Source organism: Chryseobacterium sp. YIM B08800, assembly GCF_026163565.1.
Lineage (GTDB): Bacteria > Bacteroidota > Bacteroidia > Flavobacteriales > Weeksellaceae > Chryseobacterium.
In genome coordinates this window covers 1-17,256 of the sequence record NZ_JAPDKN010000008.1, presented here as the reverse complement: position 1 = coordinate 17,256, position 17,256 = coordinate 1, and the positions used below count along the sequence as shown (strand labels likewise).

Annotated in this window: 15 protein-coding genes and 1 tRNA gene; 4 read left to right on the top strand and 12 right to left on the bottom strand. The window is 32.5% G+C overall.

Going from position 1 to position 17,256, the window contains the following annotated elements:
- Positions 1 to 14 precede the first annotated feature (14 nt).
- The 8 genes from OEW74_RS04695 to OEW74_RS04660 form a co-directional block, all read right to left on the bottom strand.
- Positions 15 to 1,544: a hypothetical protein gene (locus OEW74_RS04695; RefSeq protein ID WP_265427397.1), complete on the bottom strand. Its 1,530-nt coding sequence runs from the start codon at positions 1,542 to 1,544 to the stop codon at positions 15 to 17.
- A gap of 21 nt (positions 1,545 to 1,565) precedes the next feature.
- Positions 1,566 to 2,342 (bottom strand): TatD family hydrolase, encoded by a 777-nt coding sequence (locus OEW74_RS04690; protein WP_265427396.1) that lies wholly within the window; start codon positions 2,340 to 2,342, stop codon positions 1,566 to 1,568.
- Positions 2,343 to 2,347: 5 nt separating this feature from the next.
- Positions 2,348 to 2,860, bottom strand: a complete 513-nt coding sequence (locus OEW74_RS04685; RefSeq protein WP_265427395.1) for a DUF4269 domain-containing protein — start codon at positions 2,858 to 2,860, stop codon at positions 2,348 to 2,350.
- A 24-nt stretch (positions 2,861 to 2,884) separates the two neighbouring features.
- A complete protein-coding gene (locus OEW74_RS04680) occupies positions 2,885 to 3,841 on the bottom strand; it encodes a GSCFA domain-containing protein (protein ID WP_265427394.1) in 957 nt (318 codons plus the stop codon).
- A gap of 78 nt (positions 3,842 to 3,919) precedes the next feature.
- Positions 3,920 to 4,891, bottom strand: a complete 972-nt coding sequence (locus OEW74_RS04675) for a polyprenyl synthetase family protein (RefSeq protein WP_265427393.1) — start codon at positions 4,889 to 4,891, stop codon at positions 3,920 to 3,922.
- 102 nt (positions 4,892 to 4,993) lie between these two features.
- Positions 4,994 to 6,136: an inorganic phosphate transporter gene (locus OEW74_RS04670; RefSeq protein WP_265427392.1), complete on the bottom strand. Its 1,143-nt coding sequence runs from the start codon at positions 6,134 to 6,136 to the stop codon at positions 4,994 to 4,996.
- A gap of 15 nt (positions 6,137 to 6,151) precedes the next feature.
- Positions 6,152 to 6,790, bottom strand: coding sequence for a DUF47 domain-containing protein (locus tag OEW74_RS04665; protein WP_074229593.1), 639 nt, complete (start codon positions 6,788 to 6,790; stop codon positions 6,152 to 6,154).
- A gap of 492 nt (positions 6,791 to 7,282) precedes the next feature.
- Positions 7,283 to 8,998 carry a DEAD/DEAH box helicase gene (locus tag OEW74_RS04660; RefSeq protein WP_265427391.1) on the bottom strand — a complete coding sequence of 572 codons (1,716 nt, stop codon included), beginning with the start codon at positions 8,996 to 8,998 and terminating at the stop codon, positions 7,283 to 7,285.
- 273 nt (positions 8,999 to 9,271) lie between these two features.
- Between OEW74_RS04660 and OEW74_RS04655 the strand changes: the two genes are divergently transcribed.
- The 3 genes from OEW74_RS04655 (at position 9,272) to OEW74_RS04645 (ending at position 12,333) form a co-directional block, all read left to right on the top strand.
- Positions 9,272 to 9,949: a DUF2461 domain-containing protein gene (locus OEW74_RS04655; protein ID WP_265427390.1), complete on the top strand. Its 678-nt coding sequence runs from the start codon at positions 9,272 to 9,274 to the stop codon at positions 9,947 to 9,949.
- A gap of 104 nt (positions 9,950 to 10,053) precedes the next feature.
- Positions 10,054 to 10,848, top strand: a complete 795-nt coding sequence (locus tag OEW74_RS04650) for an FkbM family methyltransferase (RefSeq protein ID WP_265427389.1) — start codon at positions 10,054 to 10,056, stop codon at positions 10,846 to 10,848.
- 9 nt (positions 10,849 to 10,857) lie between these two features.
- Entirely contained in the window at positions 10,858 to 12,333 is a 1,476-nt protein-coding gene (locus OEW74_RS04645; RefSeq protein WP_265427388.1) for a lipopolysaccharide biosynthesis protein, read from the top strand.
- On the opposite strand, the gene OEW74_RS04640 is transcribed toward OEW74_RS04645, so the two are convergent.
- The 4 genes from OEW74_RS04640 to OEW74_RS04625 all read right to left on the bottom strand — a co-directional run bounded on the left by OEW74_RS04640 (position 12,326) and on the right by OEW74_RS04625 (position 17,008).
- Positions 12,326 to 13,390: a hypothetical protein gene (locus OEW74_RS04640; RefSeq protein WP_265427387.1), complete on the bottom strand. Its 1,065-nt coding sequence runs from the start codon at positions 13,388 to 13,390 to the stop codon at positions 12,326 to 12,328. The two genes, OEW74_RS04645 and OEW74_RS04640, sit on opposite strands and share 8 nt — an antisense overlap.
- 180 nt (positions 13,391 to 13,570) lie before the next feature.
- Positions 13,571 to 14,425 carry a glycosyltransferase gene (locus OEW74_RS04635; RefSeq protein ID WP_265427386.1) on the bottom strand — a complete coding sequence of 285 codons (855 nt, stop codon included), beginning with the start codon at positions 14,423 to 14,425 and terminating at the stop codon, positions 13,571 to 13,573.
- An 89-nt stretch (positions 14,426 to 14,514) separates the two neighbouring features.
- The gene (gene aspA / locus OEW74_RS04630) at positions 14,515 to 15,915 is read right to left on the bottom strand and encodes an aspartate ammonia-lyase (protein WP_265427385.1); all 1,401 of its coding nucleotides are present in this window, start codon (positions 15,913 to 15,915) and stop codon (positions 14,515 to 14,517) included.
- A gap of 67 nt (positions 15,916 to 15,982) precedes the next feature.
- Entirely contained in the window at positions 15,983 to 17,008 is a 1,026-nt protein-coding gene (locus OEW74_RS04625) for an N-acetylmuramoyl-L-alanine amidase (RefSeq protein ID WP_265427384.1), read from the bottom strand.
- Between the two features lie 136 nt (positions 17,009 to 17,144).
- Here OEW74_RS04625 and OEW74_RS04620 point away from each other — a divergent pair.
- A tRNA-Ser gene (locus tag OEW74_RS04620) sits at positions 17,145 to 17,229 on the top strand.
- Positions 17,230 to 17,256 lie beyond the last annotated feature (27 nt).

Below are 17,256 nucleotides of genomic sequence, written 5' to 3'. Positions count from 1 at the left end.
TTTTCTTTATAAGATTAATTTTTCAATTTATAAACCGTGATAGAATCATACTGTGGTTGCCAAGTTTTTATCGGGTTAGCGTATGATTTTATTTTATTGAGTTCACTCTCTTTTAAGCTGTCTATAATTGTTCTGTTTAAAGTATTTCTTATTTTAAAAACATAATCTTCAGTACGACTGTCTACATGAAGAGCCAAAAAGCCCTGTGTCTCATGTTTTGTGAAAAAATGAGTCGGAAAAATTAAATAGTCAATATTATTTTTATTTAAAAAGTTTTTAAAATTTCCGGATTTCATATCATTAAAATAGCTCTTATTCGCAACAAGTCCATCTGCAGGAATTACATTAAAATTTGAATAAAAAGCAAACTTACCCGGAAAATCGTAAACAAAAATGCGCGAGTTTTGTGGGATATTTTTTTCAAATTCCTGCGCTGTTTTACGTACAAGATCAGTAGACTTTTTTTCAAATTTAGAATGATTTGCAAAGATATTGTTCTGAATACTGAAACTTGTCGTAAGTTTTAGCCAGCCAATTACACAAACAAAAATCAGAGCTCCGGAAAATACAATTTTGTCTAAAGTAAATTTTTTAAATATTGTACTTTTCAAACTATTTACAGTATCGTAAATAAATAATCCGCAAAAAAACATTTGCGAAACAAAATACCACTGCCCTATTTCAGATTGAAACAATAAATTATAAAATAGTTGTAATAAACTTCCTATTAAAAAAGATAGCTTAACATTCCTGTACTGATCTTTCTTATTAAAACTCAAAAAAACAAAATATAAAACTCCCAAAAGAGCAAATAGCTTTTGAAATATGCCAAAATCAATATATTCTTGAACATGTGGGAATGAACTCTTTATTCTTCCACTAATCGGCACAGTAGCATCAAAATAATAGTAATTAGACACTATGTAAGGAATTGCTAAAACTGAAAAACCAATAAGCATTTTTCCTAAACTTTTGATGTTCCATTTTCTGAAATTCCAATACAGAAATCCTATAGGTAAAATAACAAATACATGATCTAATCGAGCCAAAAACACCAAACTGCATATAAATCCGAATGCAAAATCGTTTGTGAATTTTCGACACATGAAAAAAAGAAGCAAAGCAAAAGTAAAAAACGTGAGATGCGCTTCAATAAGATATAATGTTCCTAAACTAAAAAACATTAAGCAATAAAATGCTAAACTGAATATCTTTCCGGTTCTGGAATCTTTAAAAATTGTTTTTTCCAGAAGAATGAATCCAGACAAAACCAGTAAAACCTGAAAAAACCAAACAATATCTAATAAAAAAAACTTATCAAAAGGATTAATAAGCTCTGCAACAATGCAAAAAACCATCCATAAAGGATGAAACCCATTGGTAAGATACAAATCATTAAACCCCATAAAACCATGATGTACAACATTATAAGCAATCTGAGGATAGAAAAAGCCATCATCTGAAGGAAACTTGGAAGGATTTCCTAAGAAGAAAACTGAGGAAATAAAAAGCAGATAATGGTAATTTTTTTTAATGAATTCCATGTGTGACGATTGTTATTTGTTTTAGCTTGTTAGATTTCTCTGAAACATTCTCTTCGCATTCTCACTCGTCACCCTATCAATTTCTGCAAAATCTTTTTGGTAAATATCAACCAATTTTCCGGCAACCAGATCAAGATAAGAGCTTTCATTTCTTTTTCCTCTAAACGGAACGGGTGCAAGATATGGAGAATCAGTTTCCAGAACGATTTTTTCTAATGGAATTTCATTTAAAAATTGGTCAATTTTCCCGTTTTTAAAGGTTACTACTCCACCGATTCCTAAAATAAAGTTTAAATCTAAAGCGTGTTTTGCCTGTTCAAGATTTCCTGAAAAACAATGGAAAATCCCGCGAAGTTTTGGATGTTTTTTTCTTTCTAAAACTTCAAAAGTTTCGTCAAAACTTTCTCTGGTATGAATAACGATTGGCAAATCTTTTTCAATCGCCCAGTCAATCTGCTGTTCAAAAGCTTTTACCTGAATATCTAAAGTCGATTTATCCCAATATAAATCAATTCCGATTTCTCCAATCGCAGGAAAATGTCTTTGGTCAAGATAATCCTTTACGATTTCAAGTTCTTTTTCCCAAGATTCTGGTTTTACATAGCAAGGATGCAATCCCATCATCGAAAAAATCTGATTAGAATATTCGCTTTCCAACTGAAGCATTTTTTCGTGCGATTCTGAATCGATAGCCGGAAGGTAAAACTCTGTAATCCCTTTATCTAAAGCTCTCTGAATCGCTTCTTTTCTATCTTCATCAAATTCTTCGGCATATAAATGCGTATGTGTATCAATCATTATTTTTAAAATTTTAAAAGATCTTCGTAAGGATTTTCTAAACCTAAAAGTATTCCGAAAGCCGGCTCGGTTTTTATACCTTTTTTCTTAAGATCTATTATTTTTTGTTTAAACTTCTCTCCTTTTTCTTGCAAAATTTTATACTCTGCAATCATGTGGCGATAAGCATTTTGCTCAACTGTTGGTTTATTTTGTGCAAAAATTTCGATTGGAAATTTTTCTAGTTCAAAATTACAAACTAACGATTCCTCATTATTTATATTTGATTTTTTAATTTTTAAATCAAAATCTTTAAATTTTTCAATTAAAAATTTCTCAAACTCAATCTTATCCTCAACCTCACAAATAATATCTAAATCGCTTCCTTCAACATCAATCTCAATAGGAATTGTTCCTGCTAAAATTGGCGAATAATAATTCAGGATTTCGAATATTTTGTATTTTGTAAGAACTTCATAAGCTCTTTTTTGCTTTTCATTTCCTATTTTCAGATAATCAAGTTTCGTAAAATCAATCATTACATCAAGTTTTAACATTAAACTTTAAACCTTAAATATATCGTGTTTTACTTTTTGTCTCTGAACTTCAATTCTCAGATTTAGTTTTTCCTTAAACTCAATAAATTTGGGATCCTTTTCGTCATTTGTTCGATGTTCTAAAGCTCTATGGATTTTAAAATTTTCTTTAATAAAACCTTTAGTTTCATCCGAAAAATAAGCTTCACCAAATTTCTCAAAAATATAATTAACAGCTTGAGAATTAGGATGGATTAAATCATCTTTATAGAACCGATAATCCCTCAAATCATCCATTAAAATTTCGTAAATCGGCAAATAATGACAATTTTCAAACTGCGAAGCCACTTCATGAATCGCTGTTATCAACTTAGATTTACTCAACTGATTTTCAATCATGCCGTCTTTTGTATGACGAACGGGTGAAACACTAAACAAAATTTGGACCTTTTCCGGACAAATATCCTGAAGATTAATGATCGTATCGTAAATAGAATCTGTGAGTTCCTTCTGTGTTAAAAGTCTTTTTTCAAAGAATTTTTGTGGAATTTTGTGACAGTTTGCAACCAACTTCTTTTTTGGTTCAAATTCATAGATAAACGAAGTTCCGTAAGTAATAATCACCCAATTCGATTCCTGCAAAAAACGGTTTCCTTCCTCTATTTTCGAATTAATTTTATCTAAAGTCTGATGAATATATCTTGTATCAAAATTAGTGTGATGATCTAAAGAAATAAACTCGTCATTAAAAGTAATCAATTCTTCTTCGTGATAGAACTCTGAATCATGAAGCCTTTTTACTGAATTATTAATCGAAAAAGGATTAAAAATTGTCCCAAAAGGATTGTTGACTGTCTGAAGCTGACCTTTCTGAAATAAATCTGACATTTCCGAAGCAAAGCAAGAGCCTATTGAAAATATTTTATCTTCAATTTCAATTTTTTGCTGCGATGGTTGTATATCAACTTCTGTACGGAATTTCATTCAGTTAATTTGAAAATTTAAAAATTTGAAAATGCGACAATTAAAATTTTCAAATTGACACATTTTCAAATTCTCAAATTATGATTCTCTTCTCAACAGGTAATTTGCCAATTCAGAGAATGGTTTTTTCTTTTCTTCGGGAACATCTATTTTTGCAAGATAACTTTGTCCGATTTCGTTATGTTTTTCGATTAAACGCAATGCTTTTTCGTCAACTCTTGTTCTTCTGAAAATCTTTTCAACACCGTAAACTTTATCGATGTTATCGGTCTTTTTAGAATACCAATAGTCTAATTCTTTACGTTCTTCTTCAGTTCCGTGCTCTCTTGCTAAAAGATAAAGTACTGTTTTTTTGTTTTCATAAATATCTCCGGCATGTTTTTTACCGAACTGAGCCTGGTCACCGAAAACATCCAAATAATCATCCATAATCTGGAAAGCGATACCGATATGTTTTCCGAAATTGAATATTGCTTTAGCATCTTTAAACTGCGCTTTTGCAATCATTGCTCCAATCTCAAAAGAGGATGCGCTCAAAACTCCGGTCTTGTAAGTAATCATTCTGATATAATCTTCAAACGTTACATTTTCCTGAGTTTCAAAATTAATATCATATTGTTGACCTTCACAAAGAAGCAAACCTGTATGCGTGAAAATTCTTACGCAAGCTTTAAAAATTTCAGGTTCCAGATCTTCAAAAAACTTATAGGCTTTAAGCATTAAACCGTCTCCTGAAAGAATCCCTGTATTAAGACCGTGAATGGTATGAATAGTCGGCTTATTTCTTCTTAGCGGAGCTTCATCCATAATGTCATCATGAATCAACGTAAAGTTGTGAAAAAACTCAATCGCCAAAGCCGGCTTTATCGCTTCTTTCTGATCACCACCAAACAAATCACAAGCCATTAAAACCATAATCGGACGGAGACGTTTTCCACCGTGCGAGATGATATAATTCATCGGCTCATACAGCTCTGTAGGTTTGTCTTTAAACGTATATTTAGCAATAGCATCAGCAACAATCTGTTGGTAGGTGTCTAAGAATTCCATAAAAGATTTTAATTTGAACAAAAATACGATTTTCTGAGGGGTTGTAAAACAAAAAACTTTGCCCAAACGGACAAAGTTTTGTATTGTGATAAAATTTTTCGTTTAAGTTAAAAACGTTACTGCCAAGTAAGTAACTCCAGCAACAATCGCCGAGATAGGAATTGTTAAAACCCAAGCCCAAAGTAAGCTTACGGTAATTCCCCAACGTACTGCAGAAACTCTCTTTGTAAGTCCAACCCCAATGATAGAACCTGTTACTGTATGCGTTGTAGAAACCGGGATACTTAATTGATCTGTGATGAAAAGCGTGATCGCTCCTGCTGTTTCAGCACTTACCCCTTCTAATGGCGTTACTTTTGTAATTTTAGTCCCCATTGTTTTGATGATTTTCCATCCACCACTCATTGTTCCTAATGCAATTGCAATAAATGAAACCAAAGGAACCCAAATATAATGCTGTGCAAAATAATCGAAACGTCCCGCAGAAGGAATCTTCAAATATACAGGGTCATGAAGCATATTTACATGATAATAAATTAATGCTGCACCAATAATACCCATTACTTTCTGAGCATCATTCAAACCATGACCTACACTGAATAAAGCTGAAGATACTAGCTGTAATTTCTTAAATGCCTTATCTGCTTTGTAAGGGTTTGATCTTTTATATAAATGAACAATAATTAAAGTAATGATGATAGAGATCACCATCCCCAATATCGGAGCCATGAAAATGAATAAGAAAATCGGAATTACTTTATCAAATTTCACAATATCTTGTGTGGTTACTTTAATGAAAGCTTCTTTTATGGTTGTAAAAGTTCCCAAATCCGGATGAGTCGCAACTACTTCTCTGTAGTCTAACATAAAAGCGTGCATTAAAGCTGCTCCTAAAAACCCACCAATCAATGTATGTGATGATGATGAAGGAATACCAAACCACCATGTTAAAAGATTCCAGGCAATGGCTGCAATAAGACCTGAAAAGATTACTTCGAGCGTAATAAAGTTTTCATTAACGGTTTTGGCAATCGTATTACCAATTCTAAACTCACCAATTACATAAGCTGCTAAAAAGAAAGCTGCAAAGTTCCATAATGCTGCCCAAAGTACCGCCTGAAATGGTGTAAGAACTTTAGTAGAAACAATCGTTGCAATAGAGTTTGCCGCATCATGAAAACCGTTGATGTAATCGAAGATTAAAGCTAAAGCAATAATAACCGTAAGTAAAATAGGAAATTCCATTTCTGTTATATTGTTTTATGCGTATTTAATCATGATGTTTTCAATTGTATTGGCAACATCTTCTGCTTTATCGGTTACTACTTCAAGGTAATTTAATACTGATGAAATTTTAATAATATTAATTGCATCATTGGTCTCAAACAATTCTACCATAGAATTTGAAAGAAGATCATCCGCAATATTTTCTATAGAGTTTACTTTAATACAAGCTTCTTTTACCTGCTCCATATTTTTGAAACCTTTAAGGTTCTTCATTGCATTCTGGATCTCAAGACAAGCTTTGTGAATCAATAATGAAAAATCTGCATAAGCCTTCATCAAAGGAGATTTGTAAAGGAAAATATATTTAGCAGAAGCGTAAATATAATCTGCAATATCATCTAAACCTGTAGCTAAAGTGTGAATATCTTCACGATCGAAAGGTGTAATGAAGTTTTTCCCCAATTCAACGAAAATCTCGTGAGTAAGCTCATCATTTTTGTGCTCATAGTCGCTCATCAATTTTAGCATAGAATCATCATTCAGATCAAAATCTTTGATTCCGTGATTAAAATCGTTAGACATAGCAACCAGGTTATCTGTAACTTTTTCGAAAAGTACAAAGAAGATTTTATCTTTCGGTTGAAAAGCGTGGAAAATATTACCAATGCCCATTTTATAGTATTTATAAATTCGTGTGCAAATTTCTTAAAAAACCATGTTACCAAAAAGCATCCAGCGTTAATTTTTGTTCACATTGAAGTAATATTTATCAGCATAAAAAACCAATAGCAACCATCATCTTTGTATAAGCTTTGGAATCAACATTTTAAACACTTGTTTAAATAAAATCTAAGAGGCTGTTTAAATTTGATATTTGTTTTTAACATTAAGAAATTAAGATCATTGTCTTAAAAAACTTAATACAAAATCAACGTGTTGATTTCTTAATCATTCCCTGCTTAAATAACTAAATACCTTAATGTTAAAATAAGAATAAACAAAGTTTATTTTAATTTAGAAATCGAAGATTCGACGTAGTCAAAATTAAGAGGCTGTTTAAAAAAGACTAAGGCAATAGAAAAACATTTAATAAAACTTTAAACAGGCTCTAAATAAAAAAACCGACAAATAATGCCGGTTTTTTTTAATATGGTATGAATAAGATTAGTTAGCTTCTTCAGCTCTCATATCTTTTCCTTTAAACTTCATTGATGAAATATTTCCAAGAAGCTCACCTTTGAAAGATTTTTCAACTTCAAAGAATGAGAATTTTTCAAGAATCTCGATATTACCGATTTCCGCTCTCTTGTTTCCTTTGCTTGAAGTAGCCTTGTTGATGATTTCTAAAACATCTAATTTTTTCAACTGATCTTTTTTACCAAGATTGAAGAAAAATCTAGTCATGTTTTCGTCTCTTTGTCTAGGTTTTCCACCACGATCTCCTCTTCTTTCTCCTCTGTCGCTTCTTCCGTCACGGTCTCTTCCTCTGTCGCGATCTCTACCTCTGTCACGGTCTCTTCTGTCTCCTCTTCCACCTCTGTCGTCATCTCTGTTGCTCATTTTCTGCTCCAGAAGATCATGTCTGTCTTTGTAATACAAAGCAAGATCTTTTAATTGGAACTGAAGTAATTTGTGCACCAATTGCTCTTTTGTAAATTCAGAAAGATCAGGAATCAATGAATCATCAAATTCAAAGAAATCTTCGTGTACTTCTAATAAGTTTTCGAAAACACCTGCAACCTGAGCTTTTACAATATCTTCACCAGTAGGAATTCTAGCTTCAACGATGTCAATCTTAGTAACAGATTTAATCTGCTTTAGCTTTCTGCTTTCTTCAGGCTTAATTAAAGAAATAGAAATACCGTCTCTTCCTGCTCTACCCGTTCTACCACTTCTGTGAACGAATACTTCCGGATCATCTGGTAAAGAGTAATGTACAACGTGAGTTAAAGAATCTACATCTAATCCTCTAGCCGCAACATCAGTCGCCACCAAAATATCGATATTTTTAAGTCTGAATTTCTTCATTACCGTATCTCTCTGCGCTTGAGAAAGATCACCATGAAGAGCATCAGCTGCATAACCATTCTGCATCAAGAAATCGGCAACTTCCTGAGTTTCCATTCTTGTTCTACAGAAAATAATTGAGTATTGATTAGGGTTTGAATCGATCAATCTCTTCAAAGCCTCTTTTTTCTGACGGTAACCTGCCACATAATATTCATGCTTAATGTTCTTTTTAACTTCGTTAATAGAACCCACAGAAATACGGTGAGGTTTTGTCAAATAATTTTTTGAAATACGCTCCACCTCTTTGCTCATCGTTGCCGAGAACAAGAAAGTTTGTTTTGTTTCAGGAGTTTCTTTCATAATGGTTTCCAACTCATCTTTGAAACCCATTGAAAGCATTTCATCTGCTTCGTCTAAAACCAACCAGTGAATTGCAGAAAAGTCTAATGCTTTTCTGTTAATCAAATCGATTACTCTTCCAGGAGTTCCCACAATAATCTGCGGTTTCTCTTTTAAAGAGCGAATCTGATCCACAATACTGCTTCCACCGTAAACTGCTGTAGTTTTGATGTTTTGCATGTACTTTGAATAATTTTTGATGTCTTTTGTAATCTGAAGACATAATTCTCGTGTCGGACAAAGCACCAAAAATTGGATTTTGCGACTCGTATCGTCAATCATATCCAAAATCGGAAGCGAAAACGCTGCTGTTTTGCCTGTCCCTGTCTGCGCAAGTGCGATTAGATCGCGAATATCTGAAAGAATGAAAGGGATAGTCTGTTTTTGGATTTCTGTCGGGCTTTCGTAACCCAGTTCGCCAATGGCCTTAAGGATATCAGGACTTAAATTGGTCTCCGTAAATAAATTCATTAAATATTATAAAATTTTTGCAAAGATACAGTTTTTATTTGGATATTGAATTATACAATATTAACGAATTGATAATTTTATTTTAGAAAACCACAATCATTTTTATATTTAGACAAAAAAACTACAATTTTTTTATTTTTAATTTAAAAATTTTTCAACAATAATCACAATTAGCAAATAATACATTTTATACACTCATAATTATGAATTAATGAAAAATCTATGGGTATTTATTTTGAATATTATTATTTACATTTGATTAAAATTTAAAATATGGCATCTCAGATTTCATCTAAAGTATTTGATTTTTTAAAACTTATCGAAAAAAACAACAACCGAGAATGGTTTAATGATAATAAAAATCTTTTTCTTGAAGCACAATCAGATTTTCAGGATTTCACCGAAGAATTGATTAGCGAAATGGGAAAATTTGATGATACTATTTTAAAACTCGATGCCAAAAAATCTTTGCTCAGGATTTACCGAGATACCAGATTTTCAAAAGATAAAACACCTTACAAAAACTATTTCGGAGCCTCTCTTGGAATGGGGAAAATAAATACAAAAGCAGGATTCTATCTTCATGTACAACCCGGGAAATCTTTTTTAGGAAGCGGAATTTATTTACCGGATTCGCCTGTTTTAAAAGAAATCAGAAAAGAAATCTCTCTTTTTAAAGATGATTTTCTAAAAGCAATCGATGATAAAGATTTCAAAAAATATTACGGCGGGCTCGATCAGGAACACAAACTAAAAAATGTTCCGCAAGGTTTTGAAAAGGAAGATCCGATGGGAGAATATTTAAAACTGAAAAGTTTCATTGGAGTTCACAACATCACCAACAAAGATCTTTCTGATAAAAATGCAGTAAAAAACATTTCAAAAATATTTGAAGCAGCAAAACCTTTGAATGATTTTCTAGATACCTCAATTTCAAATCTCAAAAATTAAACAAAAGCAAAACAAACACTGATAACCAATACATTACAATTAAATATTTTTAACAACAATTTAACATTTTTCATTACCTTTGCTGGTCGTCAAATTTCCACACCATGTCTTTATACCAGCAACTCGCAGAAAAACTACAATACATCAGTCCAAGTTTCTATAAACAGAGGTATTTTAAAAGTTTAAAAAACCTCACCAAAGAAAATTTTTCGGGTCGTAATGTAGAACCAGAGCTGGTTTGGATCAAAGAATATTTACAAAACGATGCCGTAATTTTCGACATTGGAGCCAATGTAGGAACTTTTCTTTATCAGTTTGAAAACAAGCTGAATCACAAGAACATTTACGCTTTTGAGCCCAATAAAAAACTCAACATCAGACTGAGAAGACTTTTCCCGACGATGCACATTTCTTCTGTGGCACTTTCTGACGAAAATACAACGGCACAGTTTAAAGTTCCGATCATTAAAGGAAAAATGGTTGCATCAAGAGGTACTTTAAATACTTCTTACAAGGAAAAAGACGAAGAAAACTCTTACACAGAAACCGTAGAAGTCGTAAAATTGGATGATTGGACGAGATCTAAAAACATCAAAAAAATAGATTTCATCAAAATCGATGTGGAAGGAAACGAAATGAAAACTCTTTTTGGCGGAAAAGATACCATACAAAAATTCAAACCCACATTAATGGTTGAAATGGAACAAAGACACCACGATCAACCCATTTGGAACGAGATTTCCGAAGTTGAAAACTGGGGTTTTGAAGCTCATTATTTAAATCGAAAAACATTTACCCTCGAAAAACTGACTGAAGAAATTTTATTAAAAAACATCAGCGACGAAAAAAATAAAACCGACTACATCAACAATATCATTTTCCTTCCCAAAAACGTTTAAAATCTAAATATGAGTGTAGTAGCAAGGCAGGGTTTTAAGTATTCTATTATCGGGTACGTCGCGACGTTGATCGGGATGTTCTCTATCTTTATTTTCACCAACGATCTATTTTTTTACGGAAAACTAAGATACATCATGTCTGCTGCAGAAATGCTGGTTCCTTTTGTTGTGTTGGGAATTTCATATTCGAATGTGAAGTTTTTTGGAAAGGCTCATGAAGACGGCAAACATCAAAACATGTTGTCTCTTTCTTTAGCATTGGTTTCTATTAATTTTTTAATCTTTTTGGTTGTTTTTTTCCTTATCCCAAGCTTTTTCCCTGAATTTACAAAAATGAAGATCTGGGAAAGCAAAAAATACATTTTACCGCTTGTTTTAACGCTTTCTTTATGTGCAATTTTAAACAGATATATTTCCAATTACAAGAGAATTGTTGTTTCTAATATCTTCGATAATCTTTTACCGAAATTAGCCAACTTAGGTTCTTTCTGTCTGTTTTTTTATTTTCAGTTTTCAGAGCAGATTGCATTGGCTTTTTTCTTCGGAATGTTTGCTTTAATGCTTACAGGATATATTTATTACACCAATAAACTTGACAAAATACACTTTGATTTCAGCAGAGATTACTTTAAAAAAGACAATTTTTACAAAGAGTTTGCGGCGTATAGTTTCTTTGGGTTTTTAGGAACTTTCGGAAATCACATGGCAATCAACAATTATATGATCGGTGAATTTATCGGTGAAGAAGAGATTGCTGTTTACAGTATTTTGTTAGCACTTATTTCATTGATTTCTATTCCGCAATTGGGATTATTTAATATTTCTGCGCCAATTATCCGAAAAAACTTAGCCGATGGAGACATGAAAGAACTCGACAGGTTTCATAAAAAAACATCGTTAACTATTTATTTTTTAGGAGCTGTTTTGTTTGGCTGTATTATGGTAGGATTCCCTTATTTAACGCATTTCATGCCCAATAAAGGAGATCTATTGAGAATGTATGAACCTGTGATCTGGATTTGGGGTTCTGCTGTTTTAATGGATTTAGCGACAGGTTTTAACGGAAATATCATTTCACTTTCAAGATATTACAAATTTAATATTATCGTGATGCTTTTGTTAGCTGGCTTAACGATTGGATTAAACTGGTATTTCATCAACAATACCGATCTTTCTCTGATTGGAATCGCACTGTCAACTGCAATTTCGGTTACTCTTTACAATCTTATTAAAGTCATTTTTAATTATTTTGTGTTTAAAGTTTCACCCTTTTCTATTGAAATGATTTTCGTGTCGATTATCTGTACTTTAGCGATAACGGTAGCGATTGTTTTGCCTGTTTTTGATAATAATTTCATCAATCTTATTTATAAACCGGCAGTTGTTTTAATCTTGATATTTATTGGAAATCATTTCACCAAAATATTTCCGATTGAAGATTATCTGAATATGAAATTCTTCAAAAGTATTTTGAAATTTAAGTAAGCCCGTGAAGAAGATCTTCTAAATTTTCGAGAACAATTTGCTTGCTGTATTCTTTCTGAAAATCATATTGAACATTCTGTAATTCGTAAAACTGCTCAATAACATTTTCTTTTTCAGGAACAATAAAATCTAGATTTGAAGTGTAATTTGCCGGGAAAACTGCTATTTTACCAAACTTTATTGTATCACCAATATTTCCGGTCATTTTTGTTTTTCCGTAGACTTCTTTTTGGCTGAAAAATTTGGTTTGCTGTTGAATTGGACACCACAAAACGTCTGCTTTTTTCATCCACATTTCAAAATCTTCCTGAGAAACTCTTTCTTTGAAATAGGTAATATTGATATGCTCAAGAGAACGTTCTAAATCGACAAGCTCCTTTAATTCATCGTCTTTAGCTTTTCCAAGGAATACAAATTCAATAAGTGGGTTTTTCAGTTTATAACCTCCTTTCATTCTGTTTTCTAAGTCTAAAATAATCTTATTTACGTTTTTATAATCTCGTCTTTTCTGAGAAACTCCACCCGGGATAACTACTGTAAATATCTTATTTACAGGTAACTCAATGGATTTTGTATAAAAAAGTGGCAAAAACTGATATTCCTGCGAAGAAAATTCTTTATCCAAAACCAAAAGATTTTTTGATTTTTTATAAACTTTTGATGTATTAAAAAGACCTTCCTTCCACCATAATTTCATCCGGTAAACAACATCTTCTTTGAAAACATTTTTGATCAAATCTAATTTAGAAGCCTTTGAAAAATTAAGATTATGAACAATTACGGCCGTTTTATATTTATTGGTGATATTCAAAAAAGTATTGAAATATCGATGAACCGTTCCCATAATAACGAGGTCATATTTCTTAGATTTAAGCTGGTCTAAAATCATCGAATTATCTGATAAAAAAACAGCTTCATTATTTGTTTGAATCTGATTTTTAATTCTTTCTGAAAAATAATAATCCACAGAAAATTCTTCTGAATCGTTCATCAAATTCATAAAATCAGCAGCAATTTCTGCGTGAGTATCGATTTCTATGTAAGCTATTTTTTTCATTTATTTATGAATGTTCTTTTGAATAAACCTAACAGGTTTTAGAAACCTGTTAGGTTTGAAAATATCGAATTTTATATTTTTACAAAGTGAAAATTTAGATTTTAAGTTTTGGCTAAAGCCAATTGTATTCATTGTATTTAAAAAACGGGCTAAAGCCCGTTCCTATTGATTCAAAATAATTTATAATTTAAACCATTTCTTTTTAAACTGATTCCAACGTTGCTGATTAATTACCTTCTGTTCATCTTTTGAAATTTTCAACTCAAGATTTTGAGATTTGCTTTTTTCGTACGAACTGATAATCTGAAACAGAAATGAAGGCGATTTTATTTTTGTAGCTTCTTTTGCAGCCGCAACATAAGTCAGGAAACGATTTAAGCCTAAAAAATAAAAATATCGTCCATAATAATCAGCCGGTTTTATGGTATAATCTGCTCCTTTTACTTTGATTAATTTCACATGTAAATCCGGAAGGACAACTTCTTTCCAACCTAAATTTTGCAGAAGAATTGCATCAATATTATCCCAACCCAATGTTTCACGCAAACCTCCCATTTGGAGAAAACATTCCTTTCGATACGCTTTCATCGGACCGCGAACATGATGCTTGTTAGAATTTCCTTCATACACCCATTCTCCATTTTTTTCAACATACAATAATCCTCCAACCAAACCGTAATCAGGGTTTTTCACAAAAGAATCTGCGACAGTTTGTAAATAATTTTCAGACAAAATAATATCTGAATCAAACTTACAAATAATATCAAATTGATTCAGATCCTGGGTCTGTAAACCATTTTTAAAAGCCACAACCACTTTAGAACCCGGTTGATGCAAAGACTTTTCTAAATTAACCGTTTCAAATCTGGAATCCTGTTCAGTATATTTTTGAATGACCTCTGAAGTTTTATCAGTCGAGCCATCGTTCACCACTACCACTTTAAAATCCTTAAAACTTTGCTGTTGTAAAGAGTCTAAAGTAAACGGGAGATTATTTTCCTCGTTGTGTGCAGGAATTATGATTAAAAATTTCAATGTAAATGATAATGATGAATAATAATTGATCAATGATAAAATTCAACAGTTAGCTTGCATCAATTATCATTTATCAATTATCGTTAATATTATTTATTGTGCGGTTTCAGCATATTTTTAGGATCAAGAATTTCGTCTAATTTTTCCTGAGAAAGTAGATTCTGTTCCAGAACTAAATTATAAACACTTTTACCTGTTTCTAAAGCTTCTTTTGCAATTTTTGTAGATTGTTTGTATCCGATGTAAGGATTTAAAGCAGTTACAATTCCAATGCTGTGTTTTACCATATTCAGACAAACATCTTTATTGGCAGTAATTCCGATCACACATTTCTCACGAAGCGTTTCTAAAGCATTGCACAGGAAGTGAATATTTTCCATGATCGCGTGCGAAAGAACAGGCTCCATTACGTTTAACTGTAATTGTCCGGCTTCGGCAGCAAAAGTAACAGTTAAATCATTTCCAATTACTTTAAAACAAACCTGATTAACCACTTCCGGAATTACAGGATTTACTTTTCCAGGCATAATCGATGAACCGGGCTGCATCGGAGGAAGATTGATTTCAGACAAACCAGCTCTAGGTCCTGAAGAAAGCAATCTTAAATCGTTACAGATCTTAGAAAGTTTCACCGCAAGACGCTTCATTGCTGAAGAATAAATCACATAAGAACCTGTATCTGGAGTTGCTTCAACCAAATCCGGAGCAGAGATCACCGGATATCCTATTAATTCTGCTAAATTTTTAGCACAAAGCGTCGCATAGCCGATTGGAGCGTTAATTCCGGTACCAATTGCTGTTGCACCCATATTGACTTCAACAAAAAGATTGGCGTTGTTATTCAGTTTTGAAATATCTTCTTCCAAAGTTGCTGCAAATGCTTCAAACTCCTGCCCCATCGTCATTGGAACAGCATCCTGAAGCTGAGTTCTCCCCATTTTAATCACATCATGAAACTCTTTTCCTTTTTCACGGAAAGCATCAACGATTCCTATCAATTTTTTTACTAAAATTTCGTTCATCTGCAACAATCCCATTTTGATCGCTGTAGGATATGCATCATTCGTAGACTGCGAAAGATTGATATGATCGTTTGGCGAACAAAATTCGTATTCTCCTTTATTTTTGCCTAATTTTTCTAAAACTCGGTTCGCAATTACTTCATTAGCATTCATGTTAATAGAAGTTCCTGCTCCACCCTGGATCATATCTACCGGAAATTCGCTGTGAAATAATCCACCAATTAACTCGTCACAAGTTTCTGCAATTTTAAAATATAAATCCTGATCTAAAAGACCTAATTCATAATTGGTTTTAGCAGCCGCTTTTTTCACATACGCCAAACCTTTGATGAATTCCGGATAAGATGACAAAAGCTGTCCTGAAATTTTGAAATTGTCAATTGCTCTCTGAGTCTGAACTCCATAATAAGCATTTAACGGCACATTTAGTTCGCCGAGTAAATCACTTTCTTGTCTGAAATTTTCCATTAAATATTATTTAATAGTTTAATTATTTGATTAATAAAAAACGCACCGTAAAGATGCGCTTTAAAATTTATTTTGTAGGATATTTTTGATTTAAAGCTTGAAGAATTGCCCATGTTTCGGCATCCATAATCCCATCGTAATTTTGAGGTCTGAAGTGATATTGTAATGCTTCAATTGTTTTTTTGGTAGCATCATCCCACTTTCCGTTAGGGTAAATTTCGTAGCCAAATTTCTGCAAAGCAGTCTGAACTAAAAAGATAAACGGAGACTCATTATATCTTGTTGAAACATCAGTCTGTGCTGAAGTAAGCAAATTTTGTTTTGTGGCTTCATCATACCACATTCCGATCTGATATTCGTCGTAAAGTTTTTTCCAAGGAAACTGCGGTCCCGGATCTTGCTTTCTTAACGGTGCAATATCTGAATGCGCCAAAACATTGGTTGCAGGAATATTATATCTGGTTACGATATCTTTAGCTAAAGCTGCCACTTTTTTAATTTGGTCATCACTAAAAGGCTGAAACGTCTTTACACCAGCTGCATCAGCAGTAAATCCCATATTTACGATCTCAATTCCAATTGAAGTATCATTTAGGTTTTTATCTGCGCGCCATGCACTTACCCCTGCATGATAAGAACGCTTGTTCTCGTCTACCAATTGATAGATCTCATTGTCACCTAAATTATTTACAAGATAATGTGCGCTAACGCCCTGCTGAGTAAGAACTGTTATCGATTTATCATCCGGTAAAACGGTATAATGAAGGATTAAATATTTTTGTCTGAAATTTTGAGCAATTGCGGGGAAATGAGTTTTTACAACTTTGTATCCTGCAGGTTTTGCCGAAACAATAGAACCGTAACTTGCCGTATTATCATTTTTAGTAATATCTGCAATATTGGTAGTGAAAAACTCTACTCCACTTTCTTTTGTAATTTGTGGTTTAATTTTTTCTTGAGAAGCAGAATTAGTTACAGTTTTTGGCTGTGAGACTGGAGTTTTCGAACGGTATGTATTTTTTTTAATATTTTTTTGTGAAGTACACGAAAAAACGAACATACTTAAGCCGATGATATATAATGTCTTACGCATTAGTTTACTTTTTTAATCATTTATCAGTGTAAAAATACACAATTTTTTTCTGAATTTTATTTGGTAAATAAAGAAATCTGTTCTATATTTGCACTCGCAATAACAGAACAACGATCATTAAAAAATAAAGAATAAAGGAGGGTTGCCAGAGTGGTTAATGGAGCAGTTTGCTAAACTGTCGACGCGAAAGTGTCGCAAGGGTTCGAATCCCTTACCCTCCGCTTTTTTCTTTTTATAAAACAATATTT

Coding starts and splice junctions, on each gene's coding strand:
- OEW74_RS04695 (WP_265427397.1), bottom strand. CDS start 1,544: ATGGAATTCATTAAAAAAAATTACCATTATCTGCTTTTTATTTCCTCA.
- OEW74_RS04690 (WP_265427396.1), bottom strand. CDS start 2,342: ATGATTGATACACATACGCATTTATATGCCGAAGAATTTGATGAAGAT.
- OEW74_RS04685 (WP_265427395.1), bottom strand. CDS start 2,860: ATGATTGATTTTACGAAACTTGATTATCTGAAAATAGGAAATGAAAAG.
- OEW74_RS04680 (WP_265427394.1), bottom strand. CDS start 3,841: ATGAAATTCCGTACAGAAGTTGATATACAACCATCGCAGCAAAAAATT.
- OEW74_RS04675 (WP_265427393.1), bottom strand. CDS start 4,891: ATGGAATTCTTAGACACCTACCAACAGATTGTTGCTGATGCTATTGCT.
- OEW74_RS04670 (WP_265427392.1), bottom strand. CDS start 6,136: ATGGAATTTCCTATTTTACTTACGGTTATTATTGCTTTAGCTTTAATC.
- OEW74_RS04665 (WP_074229593.1), bottom strand. CDS start 6,790: ATGGGCATTGGTAATATTTTCCACGCTTTTCAACCGAAAGATAAAATC.
- OEW74_RS04660 (WP_265427391.1), bottom strand. CDS start 8,998: ATGAATTTATTTACGGAGACCAATTTAAGTCCTGATATCCTTAAGGCC.
- OEW74_RS04655 (WP_265427390.1), top strand. CDS start 9,272: ATGGCATCTCAGATTTCATCTAAAGTATTTGATTTTTTAAAACTTATC.
- OEW74_RS04650 (WP_265427389.1), top strand. CDS start 10,054: ATGTCTTTATACCAGCAACTCGCAGAAAAACTACAATACATCAGTCCA.
- OEW74_RS04645 (WP_265427388.1), top strand. CDS start 10,858: ATGAGTGTAGTAGCAAGGCAGGGTTTTAAGTATTCTATTATCGGGTAC.
- OEW74_RS04640 (WP_265427387.1), bottom strand. CDS start 13,390: ATGAAAAAAATAGCTTACATAGAAATCGATACTCACGCAGAAATTGCT.
- aspA (WP_265427385.1), bottom strand. CDS start 15,915: ATGGAAAATTTCAGACAAGAAAGTGATTTACTCGGCGAACTAAATGTG.
- OEW74_RS04625 (WP_265427384.1), bottom strand. CDS start 17,008: ATGCGTAAGACATTATATATCATCGGCTTAAGTATGTTCGTTTTTTCG.